Raw genomic sequence first — 19,489 nt, 5'->3', positions numbered from 1 at the left:
ACACACATCGGACAGGCCGTCGGAACATCGTCAGGCCGCGCACTCCTTGCAGATCTGCTGGCCGTTCCTCTCAACCGCGAGCTGGCTGCGGTGGTGCACCAGGAAGCACCGCGCGCAGGTGAACTCGTCGGCCTGACGAGGAATCACTCTGAGCGAGAGCTCCTCGTTGGACAGGTCCGCGCCCGGCAGTTCGAGTGACTCGGCGAGGTCGGTCTCGTCGATGTCGATACTGCCCGAGGACTTGTCGGTACGGCGTGCCTGCAGTTCCTGAAGACTGTCCTCGTTGAGGTCGTCATCGGTCTTGCGTGGACTGTCGTAGTCGGTAGCCATCGGTCTGCTCCATCCCCCTCATCTATCTGTCTGCGCTTGTCAATTCGTCTGCGCTCGTTCGCGCGTGTGTAACGTTCGAGAGGCTCAACTTGTGCCCGATCCGCCAGATAGATTCCTGCATCGGTACCCCGTCGGAATGGTCGTCGAACCTCCCTACACGTGAAGGACCTACCGCCAACGGCTGCGGTTAGCCAAATATGGCGTAAACCACAACATTGGCGGCATGCACCACCGTGTTCGACGGCACATCCAACCACATGTACGGCGTGAACGAGACGCCCCCCGCCGGATCAGCGCGACTGAAGTCTCACCGTCACCACAAGGCCTCCCCCGTCCCTGGGAACAGCGGTCACGTTGCCCCCGTGAGCGCGCACGACCGCGCGGACGATGGACAGCCCGAGCCCCGCCCCCTTGGACGAGTCGACCCGTTCGGCGTTGAGCCGCCGGAACGGCTCGAACAGGCCGTTCACCTCGTACGCGGGCACGTGCGGCCCCGTGTTGGCCACCTGAACAATCAGAGCCCCCTCCACCATTCCCGTGCGCACCCACAGGCGTCCCGCGTCGGAGAGGTTGTGCTTGATGGCGTTCTCGACCAGGTTGGCCACGCAGCGCTCAAGGAGCACCGGATCTCCGACCGTCTCGGCGCGCTGCAGCTCGGTGGTCATGGTGACCCCGGACTCCTCGGCACGCGGGGCGAGCTGCTCGACGGCCGTTTGGGCCACGTCCTTCATGTCGACCGGCTTGCGCACGCTCAGCTCACGTTCACTGCGCGCCAGCAGCAGCAGTCCCTCGATGAGCCGCTCGTTACGGGCGTTGACCTCCAGGAGCGTACGGCCGAGCGCCTTGAGGTCCTCGGAGGCCTGCGGGTCGCCCAGCGCGATCTCCAGCACGGTCCGGTTGATCGTCAGCGGGGTTCTCAGCTCGTGAGAGGCGTTGGCCACGAATCTTCGCTGCGTGTCGAAGGCCACGTTGAGCCTGGTCAGCATGGCGTCGAAGGTGTCGGCCAGCTCCTTGAGCTCGTCATCGGGCCCCTTGAGGTCGATCCGCTCGTGGGCCAGCGTGCTGCCGGAGAGCTTACGCGCGGTCGTGGTCATCTGCTGAACCGGCTTGAGCGCGCGGTCGGCGACCAGGTAGCCGATGATGATCGCCAGGATGCCGACCCCGGTCAGGGCCAGAAGCGACCGGGTCAGCAGGGTTTTGCGCGCCGCGGTGATGGCCAGGCGCAGGTAGGCGTTCCACCACTGCTCGGCCTGGATCGCGAGAGTCGGTGGCAGGTCGTCCGTGTTGGGCACCGGCAACGCCGTCTCGATCGCCCAGCCGACCATCATGTAGATGACGAACAGCAGCAGGGCTCCCGCCATGAAGAACAGCACGCCGTAGGTGATGGTGAGCCGCCAGCGGATGCTGATCCGGCTGATCATCGTGTGCAGTTGTTCCAGGGGGGTGGGCGAGACCGACGTCTCGCCAGGCGGGGGTGGGCCGTCCCACACCGGCGGCCCCGTCGGCGGCGGCGGCTGGACCTCCGCCGGGAGGACGGTGACCCGCCGCCCGCCGTTCCTCACGCTCCGCTCGGAGTGCGGGCTGATCATCGGGTGGGTCGGCACTCCCTGGCCCGACTCCTCGGCCGGAGCCTTCGAGACCCGCTCCTCCGCTTCGCCCCCTGGAACACTCACAGCTTGTATCCGACCCCGGGCACCGTCTCGATCACCTGAGGCTCGCCCAGCTTCTTCCTCAGGGTCATCATGGTGACCCGCACCACGTTGGTGAACGGGTCGATGTTCTCGTCCCACGCCTTGTCCAGCAGGTCCTCCTGGCTGACGACCGCGCCCTCAGCGCGCATCAGCTCCTCAAGGACCGCGAACTCCTTCTTCGTGAGCGCGATCTCCTCGCCGTCCCTGGTGACCAGCCGCTTGCCCGGATCCAAGCGGACTCCGGAGCGCTCCAGCACAGGAGGCAGCGCGGGGGCGGAGCGGCGGCCGAGCGCCCGGACCCGCGCGACGAGCTCGATGAAGACGAAGGGCTTCGCCAGGTAATCGTCCGCGCCCAGTCCCAGCCCCTCCACCTTGTCGTCGACATCGCCGGAGGCGGTGAGCATCAGGATCCGGGAGGCGGTCCTGTCGGCCACCAGGCGGCGGCAGACCTCGTCCCCGTGAACCTTGGGCAGGTCCCGGTCCAGGACGATCACGTCGTAGTCGATGTACCCGGTCCGTTCGAGCGCACCCGCGCCGTCGTAGGCGACGTCGACGGCCATGGCCTCACGCCGGAGTCCCGTCGCGATCGCGTCAGCGAGCACCCGCTCGTCCTCAACCACAAGCACGCGCACGACCTCTGGTACCTCCTGTGAAAGATCCGCGAAACAGCCCGCGGGAACGGTTATTCATTGTCGCCATACCCCCTGTAAGACGGGGGTAAGGCTGGTCCCACCATAGGCACAATGCGTGATGTAAGACACATATAGGTTTAACCGCCCCATCGCCGTGGGTAGAGCCCGGAGCCAGTCCCCCACCAGCCCGATCTTTCAGCCCCCGTGAGAAAGAAGGTGAGATGGGCGAGTTCACCACCACGATCGAACACCGCCTCGACCAGGCCTACAAGAACCTGCAGGAAGCCAGGTCCTCTGGCGACGACTACCTCGCCGACACCTTCACCGCCGAGATCGAGGATCTCCACCGTCTGGCAACGGACAACGGCGTTCCCATCCAGCGCTGAGTGAGGAAGCCCCCCGGCCGCGGGGGGCTTCCTCGTGTCAGGCTCGGGTGCCTCACCGCGCCGTACGGGTGCGGCGTCAGGCGTCGCGTTCCGGATCCAGCGGCGCCAGCAGGTCGTGCAGTTCCTCGAACAACCCGGGCGCCGCGCAGATCGTGAGGTCCGGGTTGTACGGCCTGCCCCGCAGGCCGCCGATTCTGGCCCCAGCCTCGGTGGCGACCAGGCCACCCGCCGCGTAGTCCCAGTACTGCGGGCCGCGCTCGTAGTAGCCGTCGACCCGCCCCGCGGCCAGCGAGCACAGGTCGGAGGCCGCGGAACCGCCCCTGCGGATGTCGCGCACGCGCGGCAGCACTCGGGCGAGCACCTCCGCCTGGACCCTGCGCCGCCCGGCCTCGTAGCCGAAGCCGGTGGCGATCAGGGCACGGTCGAGCGGCACGCCGGTGTTGCAGCGCAGCCGCTCCCCGGCCAGCCAGGCACCGTGCCCCTTGGCCGCGGTGAAGACCTCGCCCCTTGGGGCGACGTTGACCGCCCCGGCGACGACCTCGCCGTCGACCTCGACCGCGATGCTGACGGCCCATTCGGGCAGGCCGTACAGGAAGTTGACGGTCCCGTCGATCGGATCGACGATCCAGCGGACCCTGCCGGCGCCGGTCGAGCCGCCCTCCTCGCCGAGGATCGCGTCGTCGGGCCTGACCGCCCTGATCCTGGCGCGGATCAGCTCCTCTGAGGCCCGGTCGAGCGCGGTCACCACGTCCGTGGGGCTGGACTTGGTCGCCAGCACCTCGGGTCTGGCGGGCCGTTTCACCAGGAGCATCCCCCCCGCCTCCCTGGAGATCTCCTCGGCCAGCCGGGCGAAAGTCAGGACGCTCTCCACCGGAGGTCACCCCCTCCCACCCGCCAGGTGAGGGGCGCGACGGCCTCCACCTGGCACGACTCGCCGGCGAACGGCCCGCCCCGCGTCACGACAGCGACTCCGGCCGCTTCCACTCCCTGCCGAGGACGTGCTGGTCCAGGAAGGCGAGCACCGTCTCATACCAGGCGACGGCGTTGCCCGGTTTGAGGATCCAGTGGTTCTCGTCGGGGAAGTACAGGAACTTCGACTCCACCTCCGAGCGCCGCAGGTCCCACCACAGGCGCAGGGCCTCGCCGATCGGCACCCGGTAGTCCTTGTCGCCGTGGATGACCAGCATGGGTGTGGAGACGCGCTCCAGCGACAGGTGCGGCGAGAGCGTGCGGTACAGCTCGCTGCCCACGGGCCCGAACTCCCGCTGCCAGTACATGGCCGCGTCGGTCGTGCCCGCGAACTGGTCCAGGTGCCAGAGTGAGGCGTGGGTGACGATCGCCTTGAACCGGTCGGTGTGCCCGGCGATCCAGTTGGCCATGTAGCCGCCGAAGGAGCCGCCCATGGCGGCGGTCCTCGAGGCGTCGAGCTCGGGCAGTTCGAGTGCCTTGTCGGTGACCGCCGTCAGGTCGGCGAGGGTGCGCGGCCCCCAGTTCCGCCAGCCCCGCCGGATCATCCCGGGCCCGTAGCCGGTGGACAGGCACGGGTCGGGCAGCAGCACGGCGTAGCCGTTCTGGGCCATGATCCACGGATTCCACCGCCACGACCAGTCGTTCCAGCTCGACAGCGGGCCGCCGTGTATCCACAGCAGGAGCGGCGCCGGGCTCTGCGCCGAGGCACCCTCGGGCAGCACCAGCCAGGCCCTCACCGTCTCGCCGTCGTCGGCGGTCGCGGTGACCTCGGTCAGGGTCCCGGGAAGCTCGAGCTCGGGGGCCGGGGAAACCAGCTCTTCGACCGTGCCCTCCGCGGTGACGCGGACCGGAGCGGGAGGATGGTCAAGAGCACCGCGCAGCGCGTATACGGAGCCGTCCGGCGCGGCCTGGAGCGACAGGTAGGCGCCGTCGTCCGAGGTGAGCCGTACCGGCTCGGAGCCGTCGGCGGGCACCTGGAAGATCGGGCGGCGCCCCCGGTGGTCGGCGGCCACGCGCAACGACCGAGAGTCGGGGGCCCAGACGAAATCGACCGGCCAGAGCCCGTCACCCGCGGGGTGCCCCTCGCCGGTGGCCAGGTCGACGATCCACAGGACGCTCTCCGGGATCCGGTCGGCGGTGGCGTGGCCGGTGCGGACGCAGGCGACCAGCCTCCCGTCGGGGGAGACGACCGGCCCCTCGAAGTCGTGGCCGTCCTCCTCTGCCAGGATCCGCTGGGCCCCGCCGTCCGCCGTTTCGATGGCCACGAGCCGCGAGCCGAACTCACCGCCCGGCAGGTGAACCGTCCAGTCCGTGACGACGGTCGCGCCGTCCGGCGTGACGTCCCACGAGGAGAAGGCCAGCCCCTTGCCCGGCTGCGGGGTGAGGTCCCTGATCCCGGTCAGCCGGTCGTCCCCGAGGGTTCCGGCGAACAGCCTCACCTCACCGGGGCCGAGGTCATGGTCCCAGTGGCGTACCAGGGAGTCCTCGTGCAGGATCGCGCTGACCCCATTGTCCTTGCGTGCCTTGCGCCGCTCCGCCTCGGTCGCCTCGTCGCCGGGCAGCACGTCCGAGCCGAAGACCACGCTCGGCCCGCCGGCAGCGAATCCCGCCACACCGCCGGGCCGCGCGGCGATCTGCCTCGCCTCGCCGCCCGCGGCGGGCAGCAGCCAGAGCGCGGGAACCTCCTCGTTCGCCTCCTTGACCGTCGGATCGGGACGCCGGGACCCGAAAATCAGGTCGCCGTCAGCCGTGAATTCCGCTCCTGCCTCACCTTTTACAGATCTGGTCAGCCGGTACGGCTTACGCCCGTCCAGGGGGATCTCCCACAGGGACGTGCCGTAGGACTTGCCATCAGGGTTGAGGGCCTGGACCACGCTCACCAGGCGGGTTCCGTCGGGAGAGAGCCGCAGGGATGTCACCCGCGGTACGCCGACATAATCGCGGATGTCGCTAAATGGGGTCACGCCTGGAACTTACCCTGCCCTTCTTCTCCGATCACGCTCTGAGAGGAGACCACTTTCCGTACCACCCGGGGCTACGGTGTGAAAGGACCTCCCGGCATGCGGTTTGATGAATGCCATGGGGACTTACGACGCGCTGCTCGTCGTCTCGTTCGGGGGACCGGAGAAGCCGGACGACGTGATGCCGTTTCTGGAGAACGTGGTGCGGGGCAGGGGCATCCCCCGTGAACGGCTTCTCGAGGTCGAGGCGCACTATCACCGCTTCGGCGGGCACAGCCCGATCAACCAACAGTGCCGCGACCTGATCGCCGCCGTTGAGCCGACCATCGACCTGCCGGTCTACTGGGGCAACCGCAACTGGCACCCCTACCTCGAGGACACGCTGCGCCGGATGGCCGAGGACGGTGTGCGCAGGGCCGCCGCCTTCGTCACCTCCGCCTACAGCTCCTACTCGGCCTGCAGGCAGTACATCGACGACATCGCGCTGGCCAGGGTGGCGGTCGAGGGCGCTCCCGAGGTCGTCAAGCTCAGGCACTACTCCGACCATCCCGGCTTCGTCGCGGCCATGGTCGACCACACCCGCGAGGCCCTGGAGCGACTGCCCGCCGAGCACAGGGACGCCGCGCGCCTGGTCTTCACCGCGCACAGCATCCCGATCTCGATGGCGAGCACGGCCGGGCCGCACGGCGGGGGTTACGAGGCGCAGCTGCGGCAGGCCGCCGCCGCGGTCACCGCGGGGCTGGGCGGCGGGCGCGAGTGGGACCTGGTGTGGCAGAGCCGCAGCGGCCCCCCGCACGTGCCGTGGCTCGAGCCGGACGTCTGCGACCACCTGCGGGAGATCGACGCCCCCGCGGTCGTCCTGGTGCCGATCGGTTTCGTCTCCGACCATATGGAGGTCGTCTACGACCTCGACGTCGAGGCCGCGGGCCTGGCCGCAGAGATCGGCCTCCCACTGGCCAGGGCGGCGACCCCGGGCACGCATCCCCGGTTCGTCGCGATGATCGGCGAGTTGCTCGCCGAGCCGGAGCCGCTCCCGTGCGCGGCCACCTGCTGTCCCGCCCCGCCCCGGCGTCACGGGTAGGTGCGGGCGTAGGCCTGCGCGATGGACAGGACCTTGCTGACGTAGGCCCAGGAGTGGTTGTAGAACCACACGGCCTTCTCCAGCTTCTTGCCGCCCTGTCCCGCGCCGTTCGCGCACAGGTAGTTGGCCGCGCCGGGAACGGCGTCGTAGGGGCTCCAGATGTCGGAGACGCCGTCGCCGTCGCCGTCGACGCCGTAGACCTTCCAGGTGGCGGGCATGAACTGCATCGGGCCCTGGGCCCCCGCGGAGGACGGGCCGTTGTTGCGTCCGTGCGAGCTCTCCACCTGGCCGATCGCGGCCAGCACCGTCCAGGAGAGTCCGGGGCAGACGACGGCCGACTTACGGTAGAGCTCCAGATAGCTGCCGGGACGGCCGACCGTCGCGCGGGTCGCGGGGCGCGACTTGCTCTCCGTTGCCGTCACGGCTTCCTTCCCTCCGGTCGTCCCCGTGCCCTTCCCTGCGCCGTCGGCCGAGACCCGAGCCGTACGGCCCGCGCCGACGGTGAGCACCTGGGCACCTGAGCCGAGCAGCTTGCGCACCCCGGCGTTCAGGGCCTGCGCCGCGTTCTCCGGGCCGTGCACCAGCAGCGCGACCCCCGGCAGCAGGCCGAGCCGCCGCCCCGTCTCGGCGCCGACCAGGCCGTCGACGCCGGGCAGACCGAAGGAGGCGGACGCCGCGACCCGCAACACCGGGCCCGCGTCGACCTGGTAGCGGGCACCGAGGGCCAGTCCAAAACGGCGCATCGCCGAGCTGTCCGCGACGAGTTCCCCCCTGGCCAGCGCGTCCCAGACCCGCGGCTGCTCGGCGACGGCCTTGGGCGCCCAGGCGCGGAAGCGGGCCGGGTCGACCGCGAGCAGGTTGAGCCCCGTGCCGGACACCTTCACCGCTCCCCCGTCGAAGGAGTCGACCTTCTGGACGTGCTTGAGCCGGGAGATGTCCTCCTTGGTCCGCTCGGGCAGCGTCGACTGGGAGATCACGAACAGCCGGGGCGGGGTGAGGGTGACTCCCGGCCCGCCGGTGGCCGCGGCCACCGGGGCCACCGGGGCCGGGCTGACCGGCGAGGGACTCGCCTGCCGGAGGTCGGCCCGCGGGGCGAGTCTCGCCAGGTCGCGGATGACGGTTTCCTGACCGGAGGAGGCCGGGGAGGCCGCCGAGCCCGCCGAGTCGGCGGCGGCCGTCGAGGAGCCGGTGGGGCGCAGGACGAGCAGCACCGCGCCGCCGACGGCCGCGAGGGCGATCACGGTGAGTACCGCGACCAACACTCCCAACCTGGGATGATGCGACACTGCCCTCACGTTAGCCCAAGCATCCGTAATACGTGCCATTGCGGGGAAAATGGGGTACCGCGCAATGGTTTGGTCAGAAACGGTCGGTACGATCGACGCCTGGAACGCGTGAAAGGGGCATTTGTGGTCGGGCCGTACCGGAGATTGTTCAGCAGGCCCGGCGTGAAGGGGTTCGTCATCGCGGGCTTCTTCGGACGGATGCCGATGTCGATGCTGGGTATCGGCATCGTGTTGCTCATCGAGGCGCTCACCGACTCCTACGCCATGGCGGGCGCGGTCGCGGCCACCGTCAACGTCGCCTTCGCCGTCGCGGGTCCCCTGACCGGGCGACTGGTTGACAGGTTCGGCCAGGCAAGGGTAGCCGTCCCCCTCGTCCTGACGCACGGCGCCGCACTGACGAGCCTGATGCTCTGCGGAGAACTCGGGGCACCGGTGTGGACCCTGTTCGCCACCGGCGTCCTGGTCGGGGGCAGCGCGGTCTCGCTCGGCTCACTCGTGCGGGCCCGCTGGTCGTATCTGCTGGGGGGATCGGCCGACCTGCACGTGGCGTTCTCGTTCGAGTCGATCGCGGACGAGGTCATCTTCGTCGCCGGACCCGCGCTGGTGACCGCGCTGGCCACCATGGTCAGCCCGTACGCCGGGCTGATCGTCGCCCTGGTCTCCACGGTGATCGGCACCATCGCCTTCGCCATGCAGCGCGGCACCGAGCCCCCGGTCACGCAGGACGGTGGCCGCTCGGGCAGTCCGATCACCATCCCCGGCGTGGCGCTGCTGTCGTGCGTCTTCCTGGCGATGGGGTCGGTCTTCGGCTCGTTCGACCTGATCACGGTGGCCTTCGCCGAGGAGCAGGGCTCCACGGCCACCTCCGGGCTGCTGCTGTCGGTGATCGCGTGCGGGAGCCTGATCTCCGGGCTCTGGTACGGCGCGCGGCAGTGGAAGGCCTCGCTCCGCAGCCGGTTCGTCCGCGCCCTGGGGGTGTTCGTCCTGGGGGTGTCCCCGTTCACCCTGATCGACGACCTCGGAGTCATGGTCCCGTTCATGTTCCTCGCCGGGCTGGCCATCTCTCCGACGATCATTACAAGCTACACGCTGATCGAGCAGTTGGTCCCCGCCCGCCTGCTCACCGAGGGAATGTCGTGGCTGTCCACCGCGATCGGCTTCGGCGTGGCGCTCGGCTCGTGGACGGCCGGGCGGCTCACCGACACGTTCGGCGCCTCCAACGCCTACCTACTTCCCCTCGGTTTCGCGCTGGTGGCCGTGACCGTCGGCGTCGGCGGCTCGGCGTGGCTGCGCACCCCTGTTCCACAGCAGCAATCATGAGTATTGTTCACATTCGCGGACGAAGCGGATGTGAACCGGCACACACGGTGTGAACCATGCGCGCTCCGCGACACCCCCCCGGTCTAGGAGCGATCATGAGCGAGGCCTCCCTCACCTTCCGCAACTGGGCGGGCAACCAGTCCGTCACCCCGGCCGAGGTCCGCGCCCCCTCCTCCACCGAGGAGGTCGCACTGGCCGTGCGAGACGCCGTCGCGACGGGACGGCGGGTGCGCATGGTCGGGACCGGACACTCCTTCACCGGGATCGCGCTGACCGGCGGCCTGCTCCTACGGCCGGACGCGCTGACCGGCGTCCTGGAGGTCGGCGACGGCTGGGTGCGGGCGGCCGCGGGAACCCCGCTCAACGCGCTCAACGAGGAGCTCGGCCGGATGGGCCTCGCCCTGGCCAACATGGGCGACATCACCGTCCAGACCCTGGCGGGGGCCGTGCAGACCGGCACCCACGGCACGGGAAGGCGGACCGGCGGCCTCGCCGACCAGATACTCGCGCTGGAGCTGGTGCTCGCGGACGGCGAGGTCGTCACGGTCTCCGCAGGTGGCGAGGGAAGGATCCGCGACGGAGTGAGCGAGCGGGACCTGTTCGACGCGGCCAGGGTCGGCCTGGGCGCGCTCGGCGTGGTGACCGCGCTGACCTTCAGGATCGAGCCGTCGTTTCTGCTGCACAGCGTCAGGCAGCCGATGAGGCTGACCGACATCCTCGGCTCGCTCGACGCGCTCACCTCGAACAACGAGCACCTGGACTTCTTCTGGCTGCCGCACACCGACACCTGCCTGACCAAGCGCAACAACCGGAGCGCGGGCCCGGCCAGCCCGCACAGCCCGTTCAGGAACTGGCTGGACAACACGTTCCTGGAGAACACCGTGTTCGGCGCGCTCTGCGGGATCGGCGTCCGGTTCCCCGGGGCCATCCCGCGCATCAACGCGATCTCGGCGGCGGCGTTGTCCGCCTCTGAGCGCACCGACACCTCCTACAAGGTCTTCTCAAGCGTGCGGGACGTGCGTTTCCTCGAGATGGAGTACGCCATCCCGCGCGAGCACCTCGCTCAGGCTCTGCACGAGACCCGCGACCTGATCGAACGACAGGGCTGGAAGATCACCTTCCCGATCGAGGTGCGGGTCACCCCGCCCAGCGACGCGTGGCTGTCGACCGCGTACGGCCGCGACTCGGCCTACGTCGCCTGCCACGTCTACCGGCCGACCCCGAACCCGGCCTACTTCGAGGGTGTCGAGGAGATCATGACCAGGTTCGGCGGCCGCCCGCACTGGGGCAAGCTCCACACCCGCGACGCCGCGTACCTGGCCACGGTCTACCCGCGCTTCGCGGACTTCCTGAGGCTGCGGGACAGGCTCGATCCGGAGCGCGTGTTCGCCAACGACTACCTGGACACCGTGCTGGGTTGACACCTCCGCGCCGGCCCCCTTGGGTACGGCCCGGCCCGCCGTACCCAAGGGGCCCGCGGTGACCTTCGCGGCGCGGCACATCCCGCGATCCACGGGACGCCGGGGACGCCGGGGACGCTGGGGACGCCGACGGCCTAATCCGCGCTCGCCGCCCGTTCCCCGAATCGGCCTCTTGTCACAAGGTTCCGGTAAAGGCGTGCGTAAAGCCTCCTTCGAGGAATGCCGCATCGGCGTGTCCCACCGTTACCACGGCGGGCGTGGGGGGCAGATTCGCAGACGCCCGCGCCGCTCGACCCCGAGGGAGTCCGCCGGAGATGACCTTCTCCCGCCGTCCAGGCCCACCGCCCAAGACCGCCACGGCGGCCTCCCGCCCCGAGACGGGCGGGCGGGCCCCGTCGCCACCCCCGGGCTCTTGCTCCAAGTTCGCGACGGCACCCTCGGTTATTGGGGAGAATCCGTCGAGGACTCCGAATGTACTGCTCCACAACGGTGCCCGTTAAGTAGATGAATGGAGCAAATGTGACCGGCGTCACATCGCTGCGAGCCCCATCCAGGAAGGCGATGTTCGGACATGCCGGGTACGGTGCTGGCAGGCAACCGGCACACGCGAGAGACTCATGGGTCCGGGGGAAGATTGAGCACGACGACGAAGGGACTCGCATGCAGGAGCTCCGACTCGTCGCGGTGAGTGAGGACGGGACCTACCTCGTGCTGGCGACGGCCGGCCGGGGCACCCGGTTCACGCTGCCCGTCGACGACCGGCTCCGTGCTGCCGTCCGCGGCAACTTCTCCCGTCTCGGCCAGTACGAGATCGAAGTGGAGAGTCCGTTGCGCCCCAAGGAGATCCAGGCCCGGATCCGTGCCGGCGAGACCGCCGAGGAGATCGCCGCCACGGCGGGCATCCCGGTCGAGCGCGTGCGATGGTTCGAGGGCCCCGTGCTCCAGGAACGTGAGTACATGGCTCAGCAGGCGCAGCGCTGCGCCGTGCGACTGCCGGGCGACTCCGCTCCCGGTCCCACCCTCGGCGACCTGGTCGCCGAGCGGCTGACCCGTCGCGGCGTGCACCCCGACGAGATCGACTGGGACTCAGCAAAGCGGGACGACAACCTGTGGCGGATCAAGCTCGGTTTCGTTTGGAACGGTCACACCCGTAGGGCCGAGTGGATCTTCGATCCGCGGCGGCGCCACATCACCCCGCACGACGACGAGGCCATGCGCCTGTCGGCGGGCGACTACGCCGAGCCGGTCGAGGACACCACGGTCACCCCGTTCGTGCCCCGGGTCGCCAAGCTCGCGCCCGTGCCTCCGCTGGCACCGGAGCCGCTCAACCAGCCCCCTGTCTCCTTCCCCTCCGTCCTGCGTCAGGAGCAGCCGCCGGCCCCGACCAGGGCCGCCTACCCGCAGCCCGAGCCGCTCGCGGCTCAGGAACGGCCTGACCCTCCCGCCGCCTACACGCAGCCGCCGATGCCACCGCTGCCTCCCGGGTACGACCCGCCGAGGCCGACGGTGCCGCCGCTGCGCGCGCCCGACTCCGCCGTCTCCTACGAGCAGCCGATCAGAACCCCGGAAGCGGCCAGGGCGCCCGAGCCCGCCATCCGGGTACGGCCCGAGCAGGAGGATGGGCCTGGGCGGGTGACCCCCAGGCCGGTCGCCGCACGGGAGCAGGCCGAGGTTCCCGAGCCGGTCGCCCCCTTCGTGGCCGCGGGGCCCCTCACTCCGGCGGAGACCGCCGAGCCCCTGCGACCCTCCGAGCCCCTGCGGCCCGCCGGGATCGCGGGACCGCTGGACACGATCGTGGCACGCGCGGCAGAGCCAGTCGCCGGGCCAGTCGCCGGGCCAGTCGCCGGGCCGGGTGAGGAAGCGGTCGCGGAGCGGGCGGCCACAGCAGCGACCACAGAGGTGAAGGCCGAACCCGCGCCGGCCGCCACACGGGTTCCCAAGCTCCTGGAGCCCCTCTCCGCCATCGAGACCGCCCCCGCGGAGGTCGTGCCGGGGCCGGTCAGTGCCGGTCCCGAGCCGGAGCGCGAGCAGCGGGCCCAGGAGACGGTCGAGGCCGAACCACCCGCCGCCGACGCCACCCCCGCCCAGGAGCCCCCGGTCGCGGTGCCCGCCGCGCGCCTCAGTCTGGACGAGCGGGCTCAGGCGGAGGCGGCCGCGCAGGAGGCGGCGGCGACCGCGCCGCCCGAGCAGCAGGCCGCGAAGCCGGTCGAAAAGCCCGTGCAGGAAAAGCCCGCCGAGCCGCAGAAGCCGGCCCCGGCGCGGCCGGCGAAGAAGGCCAGGGGGCGGCGCGCCTCCGTGCCGACCTGGGACGAGATCATGTTCGGCGCCAGGCGCCAGGACTGACCGCATCACCCGAGGCGGGGGCTGCCGGGATCCTCACCGGCCGCCCCCGCCTTCGCCGTACGAGCCGTGTGGGCCGGGTGGTGGGGCCAGCCGTCCCGCCGTGGGCACGGCCTCCTCGGACAGGGCACGTCACGTGTCGCCATATGGCCACAATCGTGTGACCGCGCATCGACCGCGCGCGCACCGCCGAGCGCCATGGAGACACCACGGAGACACCACGGAGACACCATGGAGACACGGCCTGTGAGGGATCACTCCGCCGGGTCGGCGGCCTCGGTGAGGAGGAACGGCGTGAGCCAGGCAGGTGTGACCTCGGCGGCGAAGGCCACGCCCTCGGCCTCACCGACGTCGAGCGCGGCGTAGCCCCCGGTGCCCGCGCCGACACCCGCGGTCACGGTCAGCAGGCGTGCCTGACGCTGGAACAACGTCTGGGTCAGCTTCCAGCCGACCACGGCCCGCTCCTCGACCACGGCCTGGGAGCGGCGCAGGGAGCCCGACCTGACCGAGAGGCGGGAGCCGTCGTAGGCGTGGCCGAGGGACCGGTAGCGGTCGAGGCCGAGCGGGATCCCCAGCGCCGCGAGGACCAGGGCGGGCCCCGCCAGTGCCCACCAGAGCGGCGACCACACCACGGCCGCAGCCACCGCGCAGCCCGCGACCACCAGCCACGGGAAGACCGCCCTGAACAACCTGCGCCTGCGCGCCGCGGGCGGGTGCGCCCGCAGACCCGAGGTGATCGGGCCGATCGCCTCGCCCACCACGTCCAGCACGGTCGCGTGCGGCACCACGGGCAACAGCTGGCCCCGGGTCTGCGAGTCTCCGAGCCCGGTCACGATCGCCCACGCCCTCGCGACCCCGGCCCAGCGCTCGGCGACGCCCTCGACAAGCTCGAACCCGCGCACCCTGCGCCGCTCCAGCGACACGCTCCTGCGGGTGATCAGGCCGCGCTCGGCGACGAGGTAGCCCTCCTTGGCGCGCAGGGTGAAATTCCAGTTGAACACGGCGTACATGACCGCGCCGACGACCGGCATCGCGAGCACCAGCAGCACCAGGGCGGCGACCAGGAACGCGGGATGTTCCCAGAGCCATTCCCCCGCGCCGACCACGACCCGGCTGTCGATCCTGAGCTCGTTGCCCCACTGGAACGCCAGGCCCACGGCACCGGCGACCAGCGCGAACGGGGTCAGCAGGTAGGCGCCGGACAGCGGGCCGTAGGCGAGCCATCCGCGGGGCACCACGAAGAACACCCGCTCCGGGGTCATCTCGCCGACCTCGTGGCGGGTGACCGGGGAGCCCGCGCTCCGGTGCGCCGCCGGGACCGCGCCGGGCCTCGCAGCATCACCGGTGAGCGCGCCCTCAGCACCCTCGGCGTCCTCGGCGCCGTCCGCCCCGGCCACCGGCACGCCCCCCTGCTCCCGGGCACGCCGCGCCATCCTGGCGCGAGCGTGCCAGAGCAGCACCGCCTTGAGGCGTTCCGCCTCCGCGACGGTTACCCCGTCGAGCTCGCCCTCCTGCTTGTCGTCGCCGCCCGCGCCGGTGTCGATCCTGAGGACGGCGATGCCGAGCAGACGGTGCAGCGGCGGGTTGCTGACGTCGACGCCGCGGATCCGCTCCAGCGGGATCGTCCGCACCGACCTGCTGACCAGCGCCCGGGTGAGCTCGAGCCTGTCACCCACGATCTGGTAGGTGAAGGTGGCCCAGCGCACCGTGGTGTAGACGACCGAACCGATGACGCCGAAGGCCGCCCACGCGAACGAGCTGGGTGAAAAGCCTCCCAGGAACAGCACACCGGCCAGCGGCAGGAAGAGCGAGGGAAGCATCCGGATCGGGTCGGTCAGCAGGACCTTGGGGCTGAGCCGCAGGGGCGGGCTCGCGGGCGGGCCGGGCTCCTGGCCGCCGGGAACGACCTGCCCGCCCGGCCACGGGCCGGGATCCCGGCCATCGGGCACAGGCGGCACGTCCTGCGGGAGGCCGTACCCCCCGTCGTGCCGATCCAGCCACGGGAGACCCTCACCGGGCGCCTGCCCGGCGGAATCTCCCGGTCCCCCCGAGGGACGTGAGGGCTCGGCCGGCCCGATCACGTCGCGTCGTCCCTCAGCTCCTCGGCCCGCTGGGCGAGCTCCTCGGCCAGGGTTGCGGCGACCTCGTAGTCGAGGCCCTTGATCGTGGACGACCCGGCGTGGGACGCGGTGCGGATCTCGACCGTGGCCAGACCCAGGAGCCGTTCGAACCAGCCCTGCGCCTTGTCGACTGTCTGGATCCGGCTCACCGGGACGAAAGCCCACTCCCTGCTGATCCATCCGGAACGCGCGTAGACCACGTCCCCGCTGAACTCCCAGCGGTGCACGGCGTAACGCCAGAACGGCTCGACGATCGCGGCGGGAAGAAAGACGACCACCGTCAGCGCGGGCAGCCACCAGATGTGGTCGAGCACCCAGTCCGGCAGCCAGGACCAGCGATCGCCGTCGATCCACTGCGCGAGGAAGAACGAGCCTCCGATCAGGACGACGCACCAGAACAGCTGTTCCAGTAGCCATAGCGCTATGGCTTTGCGGGAGACCGGGTTAGCCGGGGCGCGTAACGGAACGCGACCGTCCCCGGGCGCCCGCCCGCCCGCACGGGCCGCGGCCACGGCCGCTCCCGCGCCGTCTGCGTGCTCGTCGGCTTGGTCGCTCACCTTGTCAGCCTAAAGGGTCTTGTCCCCGGGGGCTGACCGTCATGCCCGCGATGTGCCACCTCGCGTCGTCCGCGCCGGACCCGGCGGAGAATCGGCCGATCTAACCTGTCCGGGCGGGCGCGTCCGGACGGCGGGGCCCACGGCGCCCCGGCGGTGGGGGACCGCGAGGACGTCTCAGCGGGAATGTGTGGCGGGAAGACGGGAACGGGAGTGGTCGCGTGCTGGTGATCCATGGCGCATGGGTGGACGGGCGGCTGGCCGTCTGGGCGGAGGACGCCTCGGGCGCGGGGTTTCTCAACGAGGGGCCCATCTCAAGGGCGGCGATCCGTCCTCACCCGTTCGCGGCCTCCGCGGCCTCGCTGACCCGTGCCCTCCGCGGGGCTGCCACGGGCGCGGGCCTGCCGCCCGGTTCGTCAGCGGGCCAGGCCCCCGGGGGATTCGCGGCCCCGGCCGCCGGAGCGCGGCAGCGCGAGCTGACCGTCCGGCTGCCCGGCTCGGCCAGGGGGCCGCTGCCCTCGCCCGAGTCCGGCCTGACGGCCACGGTACGGAGCCCGAGGATCTCCACCTGGCTGGTTCCCGCGCTGCTGCTCGCCCCCGCGGACGCCCTGTCCCTGCTCGGCTCCCTCGCGGATCAGGACGTGGGCACGACGGGCCCGGCGGACCTCGGCCTGGAAGATCCCGCAGACCCCGAGGATCGGGACGCGACCGGATGGGGGCCCGGCCTGTCCCTGCGTTATTTCGCCGTGGTCGCGGAGCACGCGCTGAGCCTGGTGCGCCGCGGCCGGATCCTGCCCCGGCTCGTCGTTGAGGACGGCGAGCCCGCGGCCCGATGGCGTCCCGTGCTCACCGGCGCCGACCTGGCCGCGCTCCGGGACGTCGCGGCCGCGATGCCGCCGGTCTGCAGGGCGGCGCCGGAGGAACGGCCGGCCGCCGAGGTGCTCAAGGAGTCGCTGAACGGCCTGGTCGACAGTGCGGTACGGCTGTCGCTGCCCGAGCGACTCATCCTGGGGAACCGGCCCGGGCTCAGGACGCCCCTGCCGGACCGCTGGCTGTTCGCGCTGACCGCGCAGGACGCCTCGCTTCCCGCCGCCAGACCCGCGGAGGCGGCGGCGCTCCGCGACGCCCTGGACGCCTGGTCCGCCGCGGCCCACGAGCTGGATGGACCGGTCAGGGCGTGTTTCCGGCTGATCGAGCCCGTGGGGGACGGCGGCCCCTGGCGGGTGGAGTTCGGCCTCGCCCCCGCTCCCGACCACCCCGCCGCCGCACAGGCGCATGAGGGCGGCCAGGAGCCGGTCACCGACTATCTGTCCGCGGAGCGGATCCGGGCCGGGCAACGGGCCCCCTGGCTGCCCGAGAGGCCACTGGAGCTCCTGCGCACCGAGCTGGCGCGGGCCGTACGGCTCCACCCCGGCCTGCACAGCGCCCTGGGCGACCCCCAGCCGTCGAGCCTGGCCGTCGAGACCGCCTGGGCGTTCTCCTTCCTACGCAACGGCGCGCCCGCGCTCAGAGCTGCCGGATACGACGTGCGGCTGCCCTCGTGGACGGGACGCCAGGGGCTGGGCCTGAAGCTGACCGCGCGTGCGATCACCGGCCAGGAGGAGCACGGCCTGGGCGGACGGGTCGCCTTCCGGCTGGACGTGGCCGTCGGCGACCACACGATCACCCCGGCGGAGCTGGCGGCGCTGGCCGAGCGCAGGATCCCCCTGGTCCAGGTCGGGGGGCGGTGGATCGAGCTGGACGAGCACCAGCTCAAGGCCGCGCTGGCCGTCGTCGAGCGGCGCGGCGGCGGCGAGGCGACCGTGGACGAGGTGGTCCGCGAGGTCGTGCGCGGCGGCGACGAGGAGCTGCCCCTGGTCTCGGTCGACGCCGACGGCCTCCTGGGCGACCTGCTGTCCGGTGAGGCGGAGCGCCGCCTCACCCCGGTCAGCGTGCCCCCGGCCCTCAACGGCACGCTCCGCCCCTACCAGGAGCGGGGCCTGTCCTGGCTGAGCTTCCTGTCCGGGCTCGGCCTGGGCGGCATCCTCGCCGACGACATGGGGCTGGGCAAGACCGTCTCCACGCTCTCCCTCCTGCTGTCCGAGCGCGAGGGCGGCACGCCCGGACCGACGTTGCTGATCTGCCCGATGTCGCTGGTCGGCAACTGGCAGCGGGAGGCGACCAGGTTCGCCCCCTCGCTACGGGTCCATGTCCACCACGGCGGCGGGCGCAAACGGGACGAGGAGCTGGCCGAGGCCGTGCGGGAGGCGGACCTGGTCGTCACCACGTACGGCACCGCGCTACGCGACCTGGGAGCGCTGGCGGCGATCGAGTGGGGCCGGGTGGTCTGCGACGAGGCCCAGGCGATCAAGAACAGTGCCGCGCGGCAGTCCAGGGCGGTGCGGTCCATCCCGGCCAGGACCAGGCTCGCGCTGACCGGCACCCCCGTGGAGAACCGCCTCTCCGAGCTCTGGTCCATCATGGAGTTCTGCAATCCCGGGCTGCTCGGCCCCGCCGTGCGGTTCAGGAAGCGCTACCAGGAGCCGATCGAGGCCCGGCGCGACGAGGACGCGACGAGGGCGCTGAGGCGCGCGACGGGACCGTTCGTGCTGCGGCGGCTCAAGACCGACAGGTCCATCATCTCCGACCTTCCCGAGAAGCTGGAGATGAAGGTCTGGTGCACACTGACCCCGGAGCAGGCGGAGCTGTACGAGGCCGTGGTCAACGACATGCTGCACAGGATCGACGGCTCAGAGGGCGTCCAGCGGCGCGGCAACGTGATGGCCACCATGACCCGCCTGAAGCAGATCTGCAACCACCCCGCCCACCTGCTCAAGGACGGCTCGCGGCTGGCGGGGCGCTCGGGGAAGCTGGCCAGGCTCGAGGAACTGGCCGGGGAGATCATCACGGAGGGGGAGAAGGCCCTGGTGTTCACCCAGTACGCCGAGTTCGGCTCCCTTCTCCAGCCCTACCTGGCTGCCTGCCTGGACCGGCCCGTGCTGTGGCTGCACGGCGGCCTGTCGAAGAACAGGCGCGAGGAGCTGGTCGACCGGTTCCAGCGCGACGAGGAGCCAATGCTGTTCCTGCTGTCGCTGAAGGCCGGGGGGACCGGTCTCAACCTGACCGCGGCAGGCCACGTGATACACGTCGACCGCTGGTGGAACCCCGCGGTCGAGAACCAGGCGACCGACCGGGCCTTCCGGATCGGCCAGACGAAAAACGTCCAGGTCAGGAAGTTCATCTGCATGGACACACTGGAGGAGCGGATCGACGAGATGATCGAAAAGAAGAAGTCACTCGCGGAGAGCGTGGTCGGCACCGGCGAGGAGTGGATCGCGGACCTGTCGACGGAGCAACTCCGCGAGTTGTTCCGGCTCGGCCCCGGGGCGGTGAGCTGACACGGAAGCTGACACGACGGA

At 71.2% G+C, this 19,489-nt stretch carries 14 protein-coding genes; 6 read left to right on the top strand and 8 right to left on the bottom strand.

Annotated features, from left to right (window positions below):
• Positions 1-30: 30 nt before the first annotated feature.
• The 3 genes from AB0395_RS25270 to AB0395_RS25260 form a co-directional block, all read right to left on the bottom strand.
• On the bottom strand, positions 31-330 hold the full coding sequence (locus AB0395_RS25270; protein ID WP_271222331.1) for a DUF4193 domain-containing protein: 300 nt from the start codon (positions 328-330) through the stop codon (positions 31-33).
• A 290-nt stretch (positions 331-620) separates the two neighbouring features.
• A complete protein-coding gene (locus AB0395_RS25265) occupies positions 621-2,003 on the bottom strand; it encodes an ATP-binding protein (RefSeq protein WP_366284497.1) in 1,383 nt (460 codons plus the stop codon).
• Positions 2,000-2,653: a response regulator transcription factor gene (locus AB0395_RS25260; RefSeq protein ID WP_366284494.1), complete on the bottom strand. Its 654-nt coding sequence runs from the start codon at positions 2,651-2,653 to the stop codon at positions 2,000-2,002. Before AB0395_RS25260 ends, AB0395_RS25265 begins: the two co-directional genes overlap by 4 nt.
• Before the next feature lie 221 nt (positions 2,654-2,874).
• On the opposite strand from AB0395_RS25260, the gene AB0395_RS25255 reads away from it, so the two are divergent.
• Positions 2,875-3,039: a hypothetical protein gene (locus AB0395_RS25255; RefSeq protein WP_366284493.1), complete on the top strand. Its 165-nt coding sequence runs from the start codon at positions 2,875-2,877 to the stop codon at positions 3,037-3,039.
• A gap of 76 nt (positions 3,040-3,115) precedes the next feature.
• Here AB0395_RS25255 and AB0395_RS25250 read toward each other — a convergent pair whose 3' ends face one another.
• A complete protein-coding gene (locus tag AB0395_RS25250; RefSeq protein WP_366284490.1) occupies positions 3,116-3,910 on the bottom strand; it encodes an inositol monophosphatase family protein in 795 nt (264 codons plus the stop codon).
• Positions 3,911-3,995: 85 nt separating this feature from the next.
• Complete coding sequence (locus tag AB0395_RS25245; RefSeq protein ID WP_366284488.1) at positions 3,996-5,972, bottom strand: prolyl oligopeptidase family serine peptidase; 1,977 nt, start codon at positions 5,970-5,972, stop codon at positions 3,996-3,998.
• A 115-nt stretch (positions 5,973-6,087) separates the two neighbouring features.
• Here AB0395_RS25245 and AB0395_RS25240 point away from each other — a divergent pair, with 115 nt between their 5' ends.
• Positions 6,088-7,050 (top strand): ferrochelatase, encoded by a 963-nt coding sequence (locus tag AB0395_RS25240; RefSeq protein WP_366284485.1) that lies wholly within the window; start codon positions 6,088-6,090, stop codon positions 7,048-7,050.
• Here AB0395_RS25240 and AB0395_RS25235 read toward each other — a convergent pair.
• Positions 7,041-8,312 carry a lytic transglycosylase domain-containing protein gene (locus AB0395_RS25235; protein WP_366284577.1) on the bottom strand — a complete coding sequence of 424 codons (1,272 nt, stop codon included), beginning with the start codon at positions 8,310-8,312 and terminating at the stop codon, positions 7,041-7,043. The two genes, AB0395_RS25240 and AB0395_RS25235, sit on opposite strands and share 10 nt — an antisense overlap.
• 186 nt (positions 8,313-8,498) lie before the next feature.
• On the opposite strand from AB0395_RS25235, the gene AB0395_RS25230 reads away from it, so the two are divergent.
• The 3 genes from AB0395_RS25230 (at position 8,499) to sepH (ending at position 13,420) form a co-directional block, all read left to right on the top strand.
• Positions 8,499-9,656 carry an MFS transporter gene (locus AB0395_RS25230; RefSeq protein ID WP_366284482.1) on the top strand — a complete coding sequence of 386 codons (1,158 nt, stop codon included), beginning with the start codon at positions 8,499-8,501 and terminating at the stop codon, positions 9,654-9,656.
• A 95-nt stretch (positions 9,657-9,751) separates the two neighbouring features.
• Positions 9,752-11,077 carry a D-arabinono-1,4-lactone oxidase gene (locus AB0395_RS25225; protein WP_366284480.1) on the top strand — a complete coding sequence of 442 codons (1,326 nt, stop codon included), beginning with the start codon at positions 9,752-9,754 and terminating at the stop codon, positions 11,075-11,077.
• Positions 11,078-11,737: 660 nt separating this feature from the next.
• Positions 11,738-13,420, top strand: coding sequence for a septation protein SepH (gene sepH, locus AB0395_RS25220; RefSeq protein ID WP_366284478.1), 1,683 nt, complete (start codon positions 11,738-11,740; stop codon positions 13,418-13,420).
• Between the two features lie 251 nt (positions 13,421-13,671).
• Here sepH and AB0395_RS25215 read toward each other — a convergent pair whose 3' ends face one another.
• On the bottom strand, positions 13,672-15,366 hold the full coding sequence (locus AB0395_RS25215) for a PH domain-containing protein (protein ID WP_366284476.1): 1,695 nt from the start codon (positions 15,364-15,366) through the stop codon (positions 13,672-13,674).
• A gap of 128 nt (positions 15,367-15,494) precedes the next feature.
• Positions 15,495-16,094, bottom strand: a complete 600-nt coding sequence (locus AB0395_RS25210) for a PH domain-containing protein (RefSeq protein ID WP_366284474.1) — start codon at positions 16,092-16,094, stop codon at positions 15,495-15,497.
• 218 nt (positions 16,095-16,312) lie between these two features.
• Between AB0395_RS25210 and AB0395_RS25205 the strand changes: the two genes are divergently transcribed.
• A complete protein-coding gene (locus AB0395_RS25205) occupies positions 16,313-19,468 on the top strand; it encodes a DEAD/DEAH box helicase (protein ID WP_366284472.1) in 3,156 nt (1,051 codons plus the stop codon).
• Positions 19,469-19,489: the final 21 nt, after the last annotated feature.

Origin of the sequence: Streptosporangium sp. NPDC051023 (assembly GCF_040689595.1) — a bacterium.
Taxonomy (GTDB): Bacteria; Actinomycetota; Actinomycetes; order Streptosporangiales; family Streptosporangiaceae; genus Streptosporangium.
The sequence above is the reverse complement of the archived record's forward strand: the minus strand, read 5'-3'. Positions and strand labels throughout refer to the sequence as shown.

What these genes read in the sequence shown, in the direction of transcription:
- AB0395_RS25240 (WP_366284485.1), top strand. Translation starts at nt 6,088, where the DNA reads ATGGGGACTTACGACGCGCTGCTCGTCGTCTCGTTCGGGGGACCGGAG.
- sepH (WP_366284478.1), top strand. Translation starts at nt 11,738, where the DNA reads ATGCAGGAGCTCCGACTCGTCGCGGTGAGTGAGGACGGGACCTACCTC.
- AB0395_RS25255 (WP_366284493.1), top strand. Translation starts at nt 2,875, where the DNA reads ATGGGCGAGTTCACCACCACGATCGAACACCGCCTCGACCAGGCCTAC.
- AB0395_RS25270 (WP_271222331.1), bottom strand. Translation starts at nt 330, where the DNA reads ATGGCTACCGACTACGACAGTCCACGCAAGACCGATGACGACCTCAAC.
- AB0395_RS25225 (WP_366284480.1), top strand. Translation starts at nt 9,752, where the DNA reads ATGAGCGAGGCCTCCCTCACCTTCCGCAACTGGGCGGGCAACCAGTCC.